The organism is Hyphomicrobiales bacterium, from assembly GCA_016710435.1.
In the GTDB taxonomy this organism is placed as follows: domain Bacteria; phylum Pseudomonadota; class Alphaproteobacteria; order Rhizobiales; family Aestuariivirgaceae; genus Aestuariivirga.
Window position 1 is genome coordinate 972,219 of record JADJVV010000001.1, and the last position, 14,761, is coordinate 986,979.

The following is a 14,761-nucleotide window of genomic DNA, read 5'->3' on the forward strand; positions in this document are numbered from 1 at the left end:
TCAATGGTCCGTCACGCATCAATATGTAACTGCGCTGGCGTCAGCACAAGGGCGAAGCTCAACACATCGACGTGTGCGGCCCCTGCCGCCTTCAGCGTGGCGGCACAGGCCTCCGCCGTGGCCCCGGTGGTGCGGACATCGTCAATGACCAGAACGCGCTTGCCCTCCACGGCTGCCTTCTGTTCGGGTGGCACCACAAAGGCGCGGCGCACATTCTTGCGCCGTTCCTCCGCCGTCAGCCCCACCTGCGAATGGGTGGAGAGCGTGCGCAACAGCACCTGCGCCCCCACTGGCTTGCCCGAGAGCCGCCCGATCTCCTGCGCCAGCACGGCGGCCTGGTTGAAGCGCCGCTTCCACAGCCGCCGCCGGTGCAACGGCACGGGGATCAGCACGTCGCAATCGGCAATCAGCCTGCGCCCGGGCCCCAACATCATGCGCCCCATGGCCAAGCCCGCTTCGTGCATGTCGTTGTACTTGAGAAGATGCACCAGCGTCTTGGCCGTCTCCGTGAAGGCCACCGCCGCCCGCGCCCTGTCCCAGGCGGGAGGATCGGCAATGGCAGCGGGCGAGAGTGCGCCTTCGCCTTGGTCATATTCGAACGGAATGCCCAGGGCATCGCAGACCGGATCATCGATGAACGAGAGCGTCTGCCAACAGGAAAGGCAGAGCGTTGCACCCGCCGTCACATCCGCCCGGCATGCCACGCACTTGGGCGGCGTGATCCAGTCGACGAAGCCATGCCACAGGTGAAGCGCAAGTTGCCGCCCGCGCTGGCCCGGCGATGGAATTTCCGCTATCGGCTCATCCGTCATGAGTGAAGCTCACCACATCTTTGATCGCGCTGTCCACGTTGCCCGACGGGCTGCGGCAACGGGTGAGGCCGCGGCATTGCTCGACCAGCGCATCGCCGATGAACTGGCGGAGCGTCTTGCCGTCATCAACCGCAGCTTCGCCGACACGGCCCTCATCGCAGCCCATCCGGCCACTTCTCGTGAAATCTTGGTTCAATCGGGAAAATGTTTCAATATCAGCGTGTTGTCTCCAACTCCCGACGACGTTCTGAACTGCGCCGACGAGAGCCTGGACTGCCTGGTGAGCCTCCTCGACCTGCAAACCATCAACGACGTGCCGGGCCATCTCGCACAGGCCGCGCGGGCCTTGCGGCCGGACGGCCTTGCCCTCTTCGCATTCTTTGCCGGAGAGACCTTGCGTGAGTTGCGCGAGGCCTGGCTCGCGGCGGAGGCAGAATTGACAGGAGGCGCCACGCCCCGCGTTGCTCCCATGATCGACCTCCGCGAATCCGGTGCCCTGCTGCAGCGCGCGGGCCTCGCCCTGCCCGTGGCCGACATGGACCGCGTGACCCTCCGTTATGACAATGCGCTGGCCGTGATGGCCGAGATCAAGGCCGCAGGGTTCTCCAACCCCCTCATCGGCCGCAACCCCCGCATAACCCCGCGCCGTCTCGTGCAGCGCGTGGCCGAGATCTACCAGGAGCGATTTGCCGATCCCGATGGCCGCATTCGCGTTACGCTGGAGGTGGCGTGGGCCATGGCGTGGAAGCCGCATCCGTCGCAACAGCAGCCGCTGAAGCCGGGTTCCGCCAAAATGCGCCTCGCCGATGCCTTGCGGGTGAAAGAGGGCGAGTAACGCCGTCCAGGTGAAGTCCAGGTGAAGTTCAGGCTGCCTTGCGGCCACGCGCCGGCGCACGCCGCGCCCCTGGCTGCGGGCCGGACTTTTCGTCGAACAGTTCCGCCAGCTTTTCCGTCATGGCCCCGCCCAGTTCCTCGGCATCCACGATGGTGACGGCGCGCTTGTAGTAGCGCGTCACGTCATGGCCGATGCCGATGGCGATGAGTTCGACCGGGGAGCGGCCCTCGATGTCGTTGATGACCTGGCGCAGGTGGCGCTCCAGATAATTGCCGGAATTGACCGAGAGCGTGGAGTCATCAACCGGCGCACCATCCGAGATCACCATCAGGATGCGGCGTTGCTCGGGGCGGCCCAGCAGGCGGTTGTGCGCCCAGATCAGCGCCTCGCCATCGATGTTCTCTTTCAGCAGCCCCTCGCGCATCATCAGGCCGAGATTGCGCCGCGCCCGCCGCCACGGCTCGTCCGCCGCCTTGTAGACGATGTGGCGGAGATCATTGAGACGTCCCGGGTTGGCAGGCTTTCCGCCCGCCAGCCACTTCTCGCGTGACTGCCCGCCCTTCCAGGCGCGCGTGGTGAAGCCGAGGATTTCCGTTTTCACGCCGCAGCGTTCCAGCGTGCGGGCGAGAATGTCGGCGCAGGTCGCGGCAACCGTGATCGGCCGTCCGCGCATCGAGCCGGAATTGTCGAGCAGCAGCGTCACCACCGTGTCGCGGAACTGCATGTCCTTCTCCATCTTGAAGGAGAGGGGATGCATGGGATCGATCACCACGCGCATCAGTTTCGCCGAGTCGAGAATGCCTTCTTCAAGGTCGAAGTCCCAGGAGCGGTTCTGCTGCGCCATGAGGCGGCGTTGCAGGCGGTTGGCGAGGCGCGCCACAACACCCTGCAGATTGGCCAGCTGCTTGTCGAGATAGGCACGCAGCCGCGTCAACTCCTCCGCATCGCACAGGTCATCGGCCTCGACCACTTCATCGAAGCTGTTGCTGTAGACCTTGTAGAAATCCTCGTTGGTGTTGGACGAGAAGGGAAGCTGCGGCCGGAACGGCTCTTCGCCGTCGGCGCTTTCTTCCGTCGCGTCATCGTCAGGCTGTTCGTCCGTCTCGACCGACTGAGCTTCCATCTCGGCGGATTCGGTTTCACCTTCCGCCTGCTCCATCTTTTCGGATTGCGACTCGCTCTCCTGCTCCTGGCCTTCGGGAGATTCGTTGCGCTCGCCTGCGTCTTCCTCGGCTTCCTGCTCCTCGTTCTCATCGCCCTTGTCCGGGTCCTCGCCCAGCTCGTCCGCCATGTCGAGCGCCGAAATCAGCTCGCGCGACAGGCGCGCAAAGGCCTGCTGGTCGTTCAGGGCATCCTTGAGATGATCGAGCTGGTCATGGGCCTTTTCTTCCACCCACGGACGCCACAGGTCGACATAGGACCTGACTGACGGCGGCGGCGCTTCGCCCGTGAGGCGTTCACGCAGGATGAGACCCACAGCTTCCTCAAGCGGCGTGTCGCGGCGGTTCGAGGAACGGTTGACGACGGTGCGGCCATAGCGGTCGTCCAGCATCACCCCGAGATTCTGCTTCACCCCCGGCATGGCATTGGCGCCGATCGCCTCGACCCGCGCCTGTTCCACCGCATCGAACACCGCGCGCGCGTTCTTGCCCACCGGGCTGTAGCGCGAATGCAAATTGTCTGCGTGATGCGAAAGGCGGAGCGCAAAGCTGTCGGCGAGTCCGCGCGTGATGGAGATGTCGCGCGACGATGCATTCTGGTGCACCTGCGGCAGGCGCGCCTTGTGACCGGTGAGGGAAGGCTGGTCGTTGCCGAAACTCACATTGAGTTCCGGATCAAGCGCCATGGTCTTCATGGCGGCGCCGAGCACGCCCTTGAAGCGTTCGGCGCGATCATCCTTGCCCTGCGCCATGGTCGTTCAGCCTCAGGCGATGGCGAGGCGCGCCGCCGATTCCGGCAGCTCTTCGCCGAAGCAGCGCTGGTAGAACTCGGCGATGATCGGGCGTTCCAGTTCGTCGCACTTGTTGAGGAAGGTGAGACGGAAGGACAAGCCGATGTCACCACCGAAGATGTCGGCGTTCTGCGCCCAGGTGATCACCGTGCGCGGGCTCATCACCGTCGAGACATCGCCCTGCATGAAGGCGTTGCGGGTGAGATCAGCGACGCGCACCATGTTGGCCAGCGTCTTGCGGCCTTTCTCGGTGTCATATCCCTTGCACTTCGCCAGCACGATGCCGACTTCCTGCACATGCGGCAGGTAGTTGAGCACGGTGACGACGGACCAGCGGTCCATCTGCGCCTGGTTGATCTGCTGCGTGCCATGATAGAGGCCCGTGGTGTCGCCGAGGCCCACGGTGTTGGCGGTGGCGAAGAGACGGAACGCCGGATGGGGGCGGATGACGCGGCTCTGGTCGAGCAGCGTCAGCTTGCCCGAGGATTCGAGAATGCGCTGGATCACGAACATCACGTCCGGGCGGCCTGCGTCATATTCGTCGAACACCAGCGCCACGTTGTGCTGGTAGGCCCAGGGCAGGATGCCCTCGCGGAATTCCGTGACCTGCTTGCCTTCCTTCAGCACGATCGCATCCTTGCCGATGAGATCGATGCGGCTGATGTGGCTGTCGAGGTTGATGCGGATGCAGGGCCAGTTCAGCCGCGCCGCCACCTGCTCGATGTGGGTGGACTTGCCGGTGCCGTGATAGCCCGTCACCATCACGCGGCGGTTGTGCGCAAAGCCCGCGAGGATCGCCAGCGTCGTTTCCTTGTTGAACAGGTAGTCCTGGTCAAGGTCCGGAACGTGCTCGCTGGTGGCGGAATAGGCCGGCACCATCATGTTCGATTCAAAGCCGAACAGTTGCGAGACGGAAACCATCTTGTCCGGGTTGCCGGGCGCGGCGCCGTTGGCGCCATTCGAAGTGGAAGTCATGTCAGCTCACTCAGTCACAGGGGCGATAGGCCCTCATTGATCCGTCGCTCATTGGGGGAATGCACCGCCTTGTAGAGGCAGAAGCCATTCACGGCAAGTCAGCAGAAGCCGCTGGCCCTAAGCGTGTCGTAAGCGTGGATCACGGCCTTCAGGGTGTCCTCGTTGGCACGGCTGCCGCCATTGGCATCGGGATGCAGCCGCTTCACCAGCAGCTTGTATTTCGCCTTGGCGTCGTCGGGCGTCGCATTCTCGTCGAGGCCCAGGGTCTGCAGGGCCTGCATCTCGTTGCGCTTCAGGCCGCGGCCCAGCTTCTGCTCGGCGGGCTTGCGCCGCGCGCGGCCGAGGATTTCCATCGGATCATCAAAGCGCCGCGCCGTGCCCCGGGTGGAACCGGCGCGGGCATGGGCATTTTCCCCCAGCTTCCAGGTAGGCCGCTCGCCCAGTTGCGACGCCTTCTGGTAATCGGAAATGGAGCCGTCCGTCATGCCGGCAAAATAATTGTACGTCTTGTTATACTCCTGCACGTGGGCCGTGCAGTAGTTGTGGAACTGCCCCTCCTGGCCGCGTCCTTTCGGAGCCTTGTGGCGCGCGGGCTTCTCGCACCCCGGCCACTCGCACTTGGCCTCCGCCTTGGGCTCGGGCTTGGAACCGCGCGGCGTGATCCTGATCTTGTCGAAATACTTTGAATCGAGTTTCATGCGTGAACTATGGACACCAGAAATGGGATGGTCGGAAGGGCAATCTTCTAGCCCATCGGCAGGAAAAAGGCGAAGCCTTTCCAGCGCAGAGATGGTTCGTGCATGGCCGTTAAAAAAGGAACAAGAGAATTGCAAAACGCATTGGGGCCCGTTGGAAAACGCATGGCGGAAAAACTTGAACAGGCCCTCGCGCCCAGTCTGTTGCAGGTGATCGACGAAAGCCATCACCATGAAGGTCATTCCGGCAGCAGGCCCGATGGCGAAAGCCATTTCCGCATCCGCATCACCAGCGCGGCATTGGCGGGGCTCAGCCGCGTCAACCAGCACCGCAAGGTGAATGAGGTGCTGGCGGACGAACTCAAGGAGCGCGTCCACGCCCTGGCGATTGAAGTCGTCGCTCCGACCGGATGAGGCCCGGCCTCAGCCGCCCGCATCCTCGCCGTCACCGCCCCGCCCTTCGATCTTGCTGACCCGGATCGAGGTGAGCTGCTGGCGCTTCTTCTTCAGGATCTCGAAGCGGAAGCCGTGGAAGGTGAAGGTCTGGCCCACGGCGGGAATCATCCGCGCCTCGTGAATGACGAGACCTGCCAGCGTCGTCGCCTCATCATCGGGCAGTTCCCATTCGAAGGCCCGGTTGAGATCACGGAGCGGCAGCGCCCCATCGACGATGATGGAGCCGTCCTTGGACTTGCGCACGCTCGTCGCCACCGCATCGAACTCGTCCTTGATGTCGCCGACGATCTCTTCGATGATGTCTTCCAGCGTGACGAGGCCCTGCACCTCGCCATATTCATCGACGACAATGGCGAAGTGCGACTTGCGGCGCAGGAAGGCGTTGAGCTGATCTTCCAGCGGCCGCGTGTCGGGCACGAACCACGGGTCGGAGAGAATGTCCTCCAGCTTCACCTTGGCCACATCGCCTTCCACCTTCTGGATCGCGGCGAACAGCGTCTTGGCGTGGAGAACGCCGATGATGTTGTCGGGATTGTCCTTCCAGAACGGAATGCGGGTGTGACCGGATTTGAGCACCTGCGTCACCACGTCCTTCACCGGATCGGCAATATCGAGCGTCACCATCTTGGTGCGGTGGACCATGACGTCCATCACCTCCAGATCCTTGAGGTCGAGGATGCCGCCCAGCATGTCCTTGTCGGTCTTCACCAGGGTCTCTTCCTTGTGATGAAGGTCGATGGCGCCGCGCAATTCCTCGTGGGCCGAGAGCACGTTCTTGCTGTCATCGACATTGGCGCCCATGATTTTCAGCGTGAACTTCACGATCACCTCGACCGTGAGCACGATGGGCCCGAGCACCGCCGAGATCACCCGCATCAGCGGCGCCACGAAGATCGAGGTCCGCTCCGGATAGGTGATGGCATAGGTCTTGGGCATCACCTCCGCGAAAATGAGGATGACGACCGTCATCACGGCGGAGGCAATCACCGCGCCACTGTCGCCGAACATCTTGATGAGGGCCGCCGTCGCCACCGCCGATGACGTGATGTTGGCGAGATTGTTGCCAAGCAGCAACGCGCCGATCAGCCGTTCCGGTGCTTCCAGCAGGCGCAGCGCCGTGCGCGCCCGCGTGCTGCCACGCTTTTCGATTTCGTTGAGCCGCGCCCGCGAGGCGGCCGTCAGGCCCGTTTCTGCGGCCGAAAAGAAGGCGGCAACGATGATGAGAAGGAAAATGGAGAGAACGGCGTAGCCTATTTCACCACTCATGGATTGTTTCGATCCTCTTCTAGAAAGGCAAGCACGTCGCCATCGGGAACATCACGCGCGATGAAGGCTTCGCCGATGGCGCGCACCAGGATGAACGTCAGTTTGCCAGCCACCGCCTTCTTGTCCTGGCGCATGAGTTCGAGAAGGCCCTGCGGACCGGGAAGTTCGCCGGAAATGGCGCTGGTATGGATAGGAAGTCCTGCCGCCTTGAGATGCGCCGCCACGCGCCCCGCCGTTTGTGGGGCACAGAGACCCAGCCGTTCGGAGAAGCGGAAGGCCTGCACCATTCCGATGGCAACGGACTCGCCATGCAGCAGGCGCTGCGAATAGCCTGTGGCGGACTCAAGAGCATGACCAAAGGTGTGACCGAGGTTGAGGAGCGCCCGCACGCCGGTTTCGGTTTCATCTTCGGCGACGATCTTCGCCTTGGCGATGCAACTCACCGCCACCGCCTGCCGTATGGCAGTCATGTCGCCAGCCAGGAGACCTTGCACATTGCCGTCCAGCCAGTCGAAGAAGGCGCGGTCGCCGAGGAGGCCATACTTCACCACTTCAGCATAACCCGCCGCCAGTTCGCGCCGCGGCAGCGTTTTCAGCAAGCCAAGGTCGGCGATCACCAGTTGCGGCTGGTGGAAGGCCCCGATCAGATTTTTGCCATGGGGCGAATTGATGCCCGTCTTGCCGCCCACGGACGAATCAACCTGGGAGAGAAGCGTCGTCGGAATCTGGATGAAGTTGACGCCGCGCCGCAGGATCGACGCCGCAAATCCGGCGAGGTCGCCGATCACGCCGCCGCCGAAGGCGATGATGCAATCGCGCCGCTCCACGCCGGCCGCCAGCAGCTTGTCGCAGAGTTCGGCGAGTGTCGCATAGCTCTTGCTCTTTTCACCCGCCGGCAGAACGATGGCATCACTGGCGATGCCCGCTGAAGATAGCGCCTGTTGCAGGCTTGCCAGATGATGGCGCGCCACATTTTCGTCCGTCACGATGACACTGTGTGGGCGCTTGAGGTGCGGTTTCACCAGCTCGCCCGCGCGCGCCAGCAGGCCCTCGCCGATGAGGATGTTGTAGGAACGGTCGCCAAGCGCCACCGCGACGGTCTGGACAGGATCGGTCATGATTGGACTTCAGGTTGCGGCGAACTGCGCTCCGCCTCTGCCCTGCGGGCCAGAGCGCGCAGCACGTCATTCACCATCTGGGCATGCTGCACATCGCGGCACTCCACCGTAATGTCGGATTGGGCATAGACGGGATAGCGTTCCTCGATGAGGCGGCGCATCACGGCTTCAGGGTCGGCAGTGCGCAACAGGGGCCGGTCGTTGCGCTTCATCACCCGCTTCATCAGCAGGTCAAGATCGGCCTTGAGCCACACGCACACGGCGCCGTCCTGGATGCGCGCCCGCGTTTCCGGGTTCATGTAGGCGCCACCGCCGGTGGCAAGAATCTGTTCGCCATTCTCGATCAGGCGGGCGATCACCTTGCGTTCACCGTCGCGGAAATAGGCCTCGCCATGCTCGGCGAAGATGTCGGCGATGGACTTGCCAGCCGCCGCTTCGATTTCATGATCGGCATCGACGAAGGGAAGCCCCATCTTGTCGGCGAGCCGCCGCCCGATGCTGGTTTTCCCGGCCCCCATCAGACCCACGAGCACGATCGGCCGTCCGCGCAGAAGTGTCTTCGCGGATTCAAGGTCCTTGCTGGTGGAACGTTTTGCCATTCTGGCCCGGCTCTTAGCGCATCATACTCATGATTGCATGACTTTTGCGTCGGGCTCTTTTTCTGGTGCGGGGGCGGGAGGTTTCTGGCACAATCCCGGTCCGGGGGTTGTTTCGTGTCAGATTTCATTGCGCATCAAGTGATTCCCGATTTTCTCAAATTCATTCTGGTGGTCGCCGCCCTCGTGGGTGCGGTGTATGGCGGCGCGCTTGCCCTGGCGACGTTTCCGCCGGAACAATCCGACGTGATCCATTCGTTGCCCCATGAAAAGCTCAGGCAGGACTAGTCCGCCCGCGCGCCTGCCCCAGGTCGGCCGCTTCCTGGAAATGATGGCGGCGGAGCGCGGTGCCGCACGAAACTCGCTCCTCGCCTACGGCCGGGATCTGGAGGACTATGTGCAGGCGTTGGCCAAGGATGGAGCCACTCCCGCAATCGCCACCACCCAGCAGATCCGTGATTATCTGGCGACACTCGAAGCACAGGGCCTCGCCCCCCGCACGGCGGCGCGGCGTCTGTCTGCCATCCGCCAGTTCCATGCCTTCCTGCACAGCGAAGGCTTTGCCGGCGGCAATCCCGCCCAGATCATCGAAAGTCCCCGGCAGGCGCGGACGCTGCCCGGCATACTCGCTCCCGAAGAAATAAAATCGCTCCTCGTCACCGCGGCGGCGGAAGCGGCAGCGGCAACGGGAAAGCCCGCCCTCAAGGCCTGGCGGCTCCATGCGCTTGTGTCGCTGCTGGCGGCAACGGGCCTTCGCGTCTCGGAACTGGTGGGCCTCACCCGCCGCCAGCTTGCGGCAGACACGGATATCCTCACCATCAAGGGCAAGGGCGGACGCGAACGGATTGTTCCGTTGTCCTCCGGTGCGCGACGGGTGGTGGGTGATTATCTCGCCCTGCTCGCAAGTCAGGACCAGCCCTCATCCTGGGCCTTTCCGTCCCACGGCAAGTCGGGGGCCCTCACGCGGCAGCATTTCGCGCTTGAATTGAAGGCGCTCGCCGCTCGCGCCGGCATAGCCCCCGCGCGCATCTCGCCGCATGTGCTGCGCCACGGCTTTGCCACGCAACTCCTCGACCATGGTGCCGATCTTCGCGCCGTGCAGCAGATGCTGGGCCATGCCGACATTTCGACAACACAGGTCTATACCCACGTCCAGGCATCGCGCCTTGTCGCGGCGGTCGAGGATTTCCACCCCTTGTCCCGCAAGAAGGCCGCAGCCAAGACACGTTGACAATCCGGGGCTCCCCCGCCAGTAACATCGCCGAAGCCAAAGACCAGAGGTTCAATTGCAGGCATTTCTCGATTTCGAGGCACCCGTCGCCGAACTGGAAGGAAAGATCGCCGAGCTGCGTGCCCTCGCGCAGGGCGATGCATCCGTTTCGATTTCCGACGAAGTGAAATCGCTGGAGAAGAAGGCTTCGAAAATCCTGGCCGACCTCTACGCCAACCTCGAACCTTGGCAGAAATCGCAGGTGGCGCGCCATCCCGACCGGCCTCATGCGCTCGATTACATCAAGTCGCTGATCACCGATTTCGTGCCCCTGGCCGGCGACCGCAAGTTTGCCGAAGACGAAGCCATCGTGGGCGGCCTCGGGCGCTTCCGCGGCCGTGGCGTCGTGGTGATCGGCCAGGAAAAGGGCAGCGACACCCAGAGCCGCCTCAAGCACAACTGGGGCATGGCCAAGCCGGAAGGCTACCGCAAGGCCGTCCGCCTCATGGAAACAGCCGACAAGTTCGGCCTGCCGGTGATCACGCTCGTGGATACCTCGGGCGCCTATCCGGGTGTCGATGCCGAGGAACGCGGCCAGGCAGAGGCGATTGCGCGCTCCACCGATTGCTGCCTGTCGCTGGGCGTGCCGCTGGTCTCGCTGGTGATCGGCGAAGGCGGCTCGGGCGGTGCCATCGCCATCGCCACGGGCAATGCCGTGCTGATGTTGGAACACGCCATTTACAGCGTGATCTCGCCGGAAGGCGCTGCCTCCATCCTGTGGCGGGATGCCGCGCGCGCGAAAGATGCCGCAGCAGCGCTCAAGATCACGGCCCAGGATCTGAAGAAACTCGGCGTAATAGATGAGATCGTGGGCGAGCCGCTGGGCGGCGCCCACCGCCAGCCCGACGTGGCGATTGCCGCGGGCAGCGATGCCATTGCCCGCGCATTGCAGTCTCTGGAAGGTGTTTCGGCGGATGTGCTGCGCACCCAGCGCCGCGAAAAGTTCCTGGGAATCGGCCGCGGACTATGAGCCAGCGTTCACCGCGCTGATCAGGTTCTGCATCTGCCCCGTGATCGCCGACGACACGTAATAGAAGCCGGGCACCATCGCCAGCGTCAGGGCCCCGGCGATGACGACATATTCAATCGCCGTCGCACCGCATTCATTGCTGATGAATGATACCCATGCACGTGTCAGCGACGCCATTTCCCTGCTCTCCCGGCGGTTGATCCCGCTTCATTACGGAAAAGCAATTATTCCATGAGCCGCTTCGGCTTTCTTAACGGGATGGATAAAATTTAATAGAGCCTCACGACCCCAGGACGAAGCTCGTGATGAAGACCATCTTGTTGGCCACGGCTGAAGAAACGTAGTAAAAACCCGGGATCAGTGCGGTTGTCAGCGCAGCCGCAACAACAACATATTCAACGGCTGCGGCACCGCTCGAGTCTTGGAGCCAGCACTTCAAACGCTTAAGATGGCTGTGAATCACGTTTCTTCCCCAGATGTTATTGTCTTCCCACGCCCTCAAATTAGCCCGCCATGCTTCAGCGGGAGTTAACGCGCGGGAGTGAAATCGATAAATGAAATTCAGGGTTGCCAAAGAATGAATCTCAAAATGCCCCCGCTCTCCCGCCGCACGCTTCTGGGCGGCACCGCTTCGGCGGCAGCCTTCGCCCTGCTCCCCCCTGCACGGGCCGAAAGCGCACCCCCTTCCCAATTGCGGATCGAGACCCGCGTGCTCGAGGTGAAGGGCAAGGCCGCGACGGTGATGGGCATCCGTGATGCCGATGGCCGCCCTGGCGTGAACAAGCTCTTTGACGGGCAATTCCGCGCCCGCCTCACCAATGCCCTGGCCGAGGACACCATGGTGCACTGGCACGGCCTCACGCCACCCCTGAACCAGGACGGCGTTCCCATGCTCTCCGGCCCCGCCCTCAAGCCGGGCGAATCCCGCGACTACGATTTCGCGGCCCGTATCGCGGGAACGCACTGGATGCACTCCCACGTCGGCCTGCAGGAACAACTGATGCTGGCCGCACCGCTGATCATCCGCGAAAGCAATGCACCGCTGGTGGACGAGCAGGAACATGTTGTCATGCTGCATGACTTCACTTTCCGCAATCCGCAGGAGATCCTTGCCGAACTGAAGGCGGGGGGTGGCGGCCATGCTGCTCACGGTGGCCATGCCATGCCGGGCATGGAAGACGGCCAGGACACCATGGCGCAAATGGACCACAGCGCCATGACGATGCCGGGCATGGCTGGCATGGCCATGGTGAACGACATCACCTTTGATGCCTTCCTCGCTAACGACCGCACACTTGATGACCCCGAAGTCGTCCGCGCCGAGAAGGCGGGCCGCATGCGGCTCCGCATCATCAACGGCTGCGCCGCCAGCAACATGTGGATCGACCTCGGCAACCTGACGGGCGAACTCATCGCCGTCGATGGTCATTCCATCCAGCCCGTGAAGGGCCAGCGCTTCCCTCTTGCCATCGCCCAGCGTGCCGACATCCGCCTTGCCCTGCCGCAAGGTTCGGGTGCCTGGCCGGTGCTGTTCAAGGCGGAAGGAACGGCCGGGCAGTCGGGCATCGTCCTTGTCTCTGGCGAGGGCACCATCAGCAAGACCAGCGACCAGGGCGAAATTCAGCCGGCCCTCGACCTGAAGATGGAATATCTCTTGAAGCCTCTGGGCAAGGTGCCGGAGACCGCCGTCTCGAAAACCCACATGGTGATGCTGACGGGCGGTGGCGCCGACTATGTCTGGGGCCTCAACGGCAAGTCATCCATGCACGATACGCTCTTCCAGGTGCGCGAGGGCGAACGCCACGAGGTCATGTTCCACAACATGACCGGCATGGCCCACCCGATGCATCTCCACGGCCACTACTTCAAGGTCGTTGGCGTGGGGATGGACCGCATCGATGGTGCGCTCCGCGACACGATCCTGGTCCCGGTCGGCGGCATGGTGACGATCCAGTTTGACGCCGACAATCCCGGCACATGGCCGCTGCACTGCCACCACATGTATCACATGAATTCCGGCATGATGGGGACGATTGCCTACGCCAGCGCGGCGTGAATCCAGTCCTTGAGGATCACCGCCGTCTCGGCGGGATATTCCAGCGTCGGGAAGTGCCCGCAATCGGGAAGCTCAACATAGCGTCCATGCTGCACCTCCGCGGCAAGTCGCTGTCCCTCCGCCGTGGGCGTGAACTTGTCATGCGCGCCCCACAGGCAAAGCGTCGGGCAGGCGATTCCGGCCACCCGTGACCAGCGGTCCGCGCGGTGCGCCAGCGCATCGGATTGTCGCGCCATCGCCTCCGCCCCCATCTTCCGCCCATGGTGATGAAGGCATCCCGTGTCGCCTTCCCCCGTGGCCCCGGAAGATGCGAGACCATGTCTCCCATCTCGGAAAGAACGCCCTCCAACTCGCCGCCCCGCAGCCGCGCCGAGCGTCGCAGTCCGGCAGCCGGATCAGCCACGCCACCCGCACTCGCCCCGATGACCACGAGGCTCTCCACACGTTCCGGCGCCGCCAACGCCGCCTCCAGCGCCAGCCGCCCGCCCATGGACGTGCCGAGGACGGTGAAATGACCGGGCACCGCATGCAGCAGGCCCTCCGCCATGGTTTCGAAGCGGTCCTGTTCGGCCACGTGGATGACGGACTTCACGCCGGTGCCGAGTGCTGCCGCGACGTCATCATACATCTCCCGTCCGCAGCCGAATGCGGGGATCATCACCAGTGTTTTGCGCATGGAAGGTTCCCCCTCAAAGACTTGTCTCGCTGCAACTGTGCCGCCATAAGCGGAAGCGACGCAACCCCATTCAGGCGAAGGCCCCATCCATGGCGAAATCCCTCGACATCAAGCTGAAGAAGATCACATCCGGAAAGTATACGCCGAAGGATTTCATCGTGGCGGATGCCAAGGATCCGGAAATGTCCGGCGGTGCCTCGTCCACCGGCCCCAGGGACCTCGCCGACGAAAGCAAGGGCTTCCATTCCGTCGAGCACTTCCGCCAGACCGTGGTGGACATGGTGAAGAAGGGCAACATCGACATCATGCTGGTGGCCGCATCGTCCCTGGAAATGATCGCCAGGACCGGCATCTTCAAGAAGTCGAACGTCACCCCGGCCATCCGCGCCAATGACGCAACCGACATCTGGCGTGCCCGGCACTCGTCCTATGCCAGGGAAATGGCGCGGCCCTTCCGCACCGCGAACCTCGCCCACTGCAAGAAGTTTGCCGACCTCGGCCTCTACTCCATCACCTTCAACAACGACCTGTCGGCCGACTACGCCCATCTCGAAGCCTACAACGCCTTCCGCGCCGAAGCCTCGAAACTGAAGTTCCGCCACTTCCTCGAAGTCTTCAATCCCAACGCGCCGAAGAACCTCTCGCCCGAGCAGGTGCCGGCCTTCGTCAACGACAACATCCTGCGCTGCGTCGCCGGCATGACGTCGGCGGATGCGCCCCTCTTCCTCAAGATGCCCTTCAATGGCCGCAAGGCGATGGAGGAGCTTGCAGGCTATGACCGCAACCTCGTCGTTGGCATTCTCGGCGGCTCGGGCGGCACCACCCGTGACACCTTCGAGCTGCTTCATCAGGGTGAAAAGTCGGGCGCGCGCGTCGCTCTCTTTGGCCGCAAGATCAAGCTGTCCGAAAGCCCCATCGATCTCGTCCATCTCTTCCGCCGCGTCGTCGAGCGCGACCTCACCCCGGAACAGGGCGTCAAGGAATACCACGCCATCCTGCGCAAGAAGGGCCTCACCCCCGTGCGCTCACTGGAAGATGACCAGAAGATCACGGAGAGTGCCCTGGACGGATACAGGAAGTAGTCG

The 14,761-nt window shown here is 63.3% G+C and carries 17 protein-coding genes; 7 read left to right on the plus strand and 10 right to left on the minus strand.

Annotated features, from left to right (window positions below; all coding sequences use genetic code 11):
* Positions 1-11: 11 nt before the first annotated feature.
* Positions 12-812 (minus strand): ComF family protein, encoded by an 801-nt coding sequence (locus IPM06_04725; protein ID MBK8769715.1) that lies wholly within the window; start codon positions 810-812, stop codon positions 12-14.
* Between IPM06_04725 and IPM06_04730 the strand changes: the two genes are divergently transcribed.
* Positions 811-1,647 carry an SAM-dependent methyltransferase gene (locus IPM06_04730; GenBank protein ID MBK8769716.1) on the plus strand — a complete coding sequence of 279 codons (837 nt, stop codon included), beginning with the start codon at positions 811-813 and terminating at the stop codon, positions 1,645-1,647. The two genes, IPM06_04725 and IPM06_04730, sit on opposite strands and share 2 nt — an antisense overlap.
* A gap of 28 nt (positions 1,648-1,675) precedes the next feature.
* Here the strand turns inward: IPM06_04730 and cobT are convergent, their stop codons facing one another.
* The 3 genes from cobT to IPM06_04745 form a co-directional block, all read right to left on the minus strand.
* Positions 1,676-3,559, minus strand: a complete 1,884-nt coding sequence (gene cobT, locus IPM06_04735; GenBank protein MBK8769717.1) for a cobaltochelatase subunit CobT — start codon at positions 3,557-3,559, stop codon at positions 1,676-1,678.
* A gap of 12 nt (positions 3,560-3,571) precedes the next feature.
* Positions 3,572-4,573, minus strand: coding sequence for a cobaltochelatase subunit CobS (gene cobS / locus IPM06_04740; GenBank protein ID MBK8769718.1), 1,002 nt, complete (start codon positions 4,571-4,573; stop codon positions 3,572-3,574).
* A gap of 98 nt (positions 4,574-4,671) precedes the next feature.
* Entirely contained in the window at positions 4,672-5,271 is a 600-nt protein-coding gene (locus IPM06_04745; protein MBK8769719.1) for a DnaJ domain-containing protein, read from the minus strand.
* A gap of 162 nt (positions 5,272-5,433) precedes the next feature.
* Here IPM06_04745 and IPM06_04750 point away from each other — a divergent pair, with 162 nt between their 5' ends.
* Positions 5,434-5,682 carry a BolA family transcriptional regulator gene (locus IPM06_04750; GenBank protein ID MBK8769720.1) on the plus strand — a complete coding sequence of 83 codons (249 nt, stop codon included), beginning with the start codon at positions 5,434-5,436 and terminating at the stop codon, positions 5,680-5,682.
* Positions 5,683-5,691: 9 nt separating this feature from the next.
* Here the strand turns inward: IPM06_04750 and IPM06_04755 are convergent, their stop codons facing one another.
* Genes IPM06_04755 through IPM06_04765 form a run of 3 tightly spaced genes read right to left on the minus strand, consistent with a single transcriptional unit; the run spans position 5,692 to position 8,707 of the window.
* Positions 5,692-6,990 carry an HlyC/CorC family transporter gene (locus tag IPM06_04755; GenBank protein ID MBK8769721.1) on the minus strand — a complete coding sequence of 433 codons (1,299 nt, stop codon included), beginning with the start codon at positions 6,988-6,990 and terminating at the stop codon, positions 5,692-5,694.
* Positions 6,987-8,108 (minus strand): 3-dehydroquinate synthase, encoded by a 1,122-nt coding sequence (locus IPM06_04760; GenBank protein MBK8769722.1) that lies wholly within the window; start codon positions 8,106-8,108, stop codon positions 6,987-6,989. Before IPM06_04760 ends, IPM06_04755 begins: the two co-directional genes overlap by 4 nt.
* Positions 8,105-8,707 carry a shikimate kinase gene (locus IPM06_04765; protein ID MBK8769723.1) on the minus strand — a complete coding sequence of 201 codons (603 nt, stop codon included), beginning with the start codon at positions 8,705-8,707 and terminating at the stop codon, positions 8,105-8,107. The genes IPM06_04760 and IPM06_04765 overlap by 4 nt, the downstream gene beginning before the upstream one ends.
* A gap of 114 nt (positions 8,708-8,821) precedes the next feature.
* Here IPM06_04765 and IPM06_04770 point away from each other — a divergent pair, with 114 nt between their 5' ends.
* The 3 genes from IPM06_04770 to IPM06_04780 are packed head-to-tail and all read left to right on the plus strand — an operon-like array spanning position 8,822 to position 10,944.
* Positions 8,822-8,992, plus strand: coding sequence for a histidine kinase (locus IPM06_04770; protein MBK8769724.1), 171 nt, complete (start codon positions 8,822-8,824; stop codon positions 8,990-8,992).
* Positions 8,970-9,935 carry a tyrosine recombinase gene (locus tag IPM06_04775; GenBank protein MBK8769725.1) on the plus strand — a complete coding sequence of 322 codons (966 nt, stop codon included), beginning with the start codon at positions 8,970-8,972 and terminating at the stop codon, positions 9,933-9,935. The genes IPM06_04770 and IPM06_04775 overlap by 23 nt, the downstream gene beginning before the upstream one ends.
* Positions 9,936-9,990: 55 nt before the next feature.
* A complete protein-coding gene (locus IPM06_04780) occupies positions 9,991-10,944 on the plus strand; it encodes an acetyl-CoA carboxylase carboxyltransferase subunit alpha (GenBank protein ID MBK8769726.1) in 954 nt (317 codons plus the stop codon).
* On the opposite strand, the gene IPM06_04785 is transcribed toward IPM06_04780, so the two are convergent.
* Both IPM06_04785 and IPM06_04790 read right to left on the minus strand, forming a co-directional pair.
* A complete protein-coding gene (locus IPM06_04785; protein ID MBK8769727.1) occupies positions 10,939-11,121 on the minus strand; it encodes a Flp family type IVb pilin in 183 nt (60 codons plus the stop codon). The genes IPM06_04780 and IPM06_04785 overlap by 6 nt on opposite strands.
* Positions 11,122-11,224: 103 nt before the next feature.
* Positions 11,225-11,518 carry a hypothetical protein gene (locus IPM06_04790; GenBank protein MBK8769728.1) on the minus strand — a complete coding sequence of 98 codons (294 nt, stop codon included), beginning with the start codon at positions 11,516-11,518 and terminating at the stop codon, positions 11,225-11,227.
* A gap of 15 nt (positions 11,519-11,533) precedes the next feature.
* Between IPM06_04790 and IPM06_04795 the strand changes: the two genes are divergently transcribed.
* Positions 11,534-13,000, plus strand: coding sequence for a multicopper oxidase family protein (locus tag IPM06_04795; protein ID MBK8769729.1), 1,467 nt, complete (start codon positions 11,534-11,536; stop codon positions 12,998-13,000).
* Between the two features lie 16 nt (positions 13,001-13,016).
* On the opposite strand, the gene IPM06_04800 is transcribed toward IPM06_04795, so the two are convergent.
* On the minus strand, positions 13,017-13,676 hold the full coding sequence (locus IPM06_04800; GenBank protein MBK8769730.1) for an alpha/beta fold hydrolase: 660 nt from the start codon (positions 13,674-13,676) through the stop codon (positions 13,017-13,019).
* A gap of 89 nt (positions 13,677-13,765) precedes the next feature.
* Here IPM06_04800 and IPM06_04805 point away from each other — a divergent pair, with 89 nt between their 5' ends.
* Positions 13,766-14,758: a hypothetical protein gene (locus IPM06_04805; GenBank protein MBK8769731.1), complete on the plus strand. Its 993-nt coding sequence runs from the start codon at positions 13,766-13,768 to the stop codon at positions 14,756-14,758.
* Positions 14,759-14,761 lie beyond the last annotated feature (3 nt).

Excerpts from the sequence above, each read along its gene's own strand:
- IPM06_04730 (MBK8769716.1), top strand. The coding sequence starts at position 811 with ATGAGTGAAGCTCACCACATCTTTGATCGCGCTGTCCACGTTGCCCGA.
- IPM06_04725 (MBK8769715.1), bottom strand. The coding sequence starts at position 812 with ATGACGGATGAGCCGATAGCGGAAATTCCATCGCCGGGCCAGCGCGGG.
- cobT (MBK8769717.1), bottom strand. The coding sequence starts at position 3,559 with ATGGCGCAGGGCAAGGATGATCGCGCCGAACGCTTCAAGGGCGTGCTC.
- cobS (MBK8769718.1), bottom strand. The coding sequence starts at position 4,573 with ATGACTTCCACTTCGAATGGCGCCAACGGCGCCGCGCCCGGCAACCCG.
- IPM06_04745 (MBK8769719.1), bottom strand. The coding sequence starts at position 5,271 with ATGAAACTCGATTCAAAGTATTTCGACAAGATCAGGATCACGCCGCGC.
- IPM06_04750 (MBK8769720.1), top strand. The coding sequence starts at position 5,434 with ATGGCGGAAAAACTTGAACAGGCCCTCGCGCCCAGTCTGTTGCAGGTG.
- IPM06_04755 (MBK8769721.1), bottom strand. The coding sequence starts at position 6,990 with ATGAGTGGTGAAATAGGCTACGCCGTTCTCTCCATTTTCCTTCTCATC.
- IPM06_04760 (MBK8769722.1), bottom strand. The coding sequence starts at position 8,108 with ATGACCGATCCTGTCCAGACCGTCGCGGTGGCGCTTGGCGACCGTTCC.
- IPM06_04765 (MBK8769723.1), bottom strand. The coding sequence starts at position 8,707 with ATGGCAAAACGTTCCACCAGCAAGGACCTTGAATCCGCGAAGACACTT.
- IPM06_04775 (MBK8769725.1), top strand. The coding sequence starts at position 8,970 with ATGAAAAGCTCAGGCAGGACTAGTCCGCCCGCGCGCCTGCCCCAGGTC.
- IPM06_04785 (MBK8769727.1), bottom strand. The coding sequence starts at position 11,121 with ATGGCGTCGCTGACACGTGCATGGGTATCATTCATCAGCAATGAATGC.
- IPM06_04795 (MBK8769729.1), top strand. The coding sequence starts at position 11,534 with ATGCCCCCGCTCTCCCGCCGCACGCTTCTGGGCGGCACCGCTTCGGCG.
- IPM06_04800 (MBK8769730.1), bottom strand. The coding sequence starts at position 13,676 with ATGCGCAAAACACTGGTGATGATCCCCGCATTCGGCTGCGGACGGGAG.
- IPM06_04805 (MBK8769731.1), top strand. The coding sequence starts at position 13,766 with ATGGCGAAATCCCTCGACATCAAGCTGAAGAAGATCACATCCGGAAAG.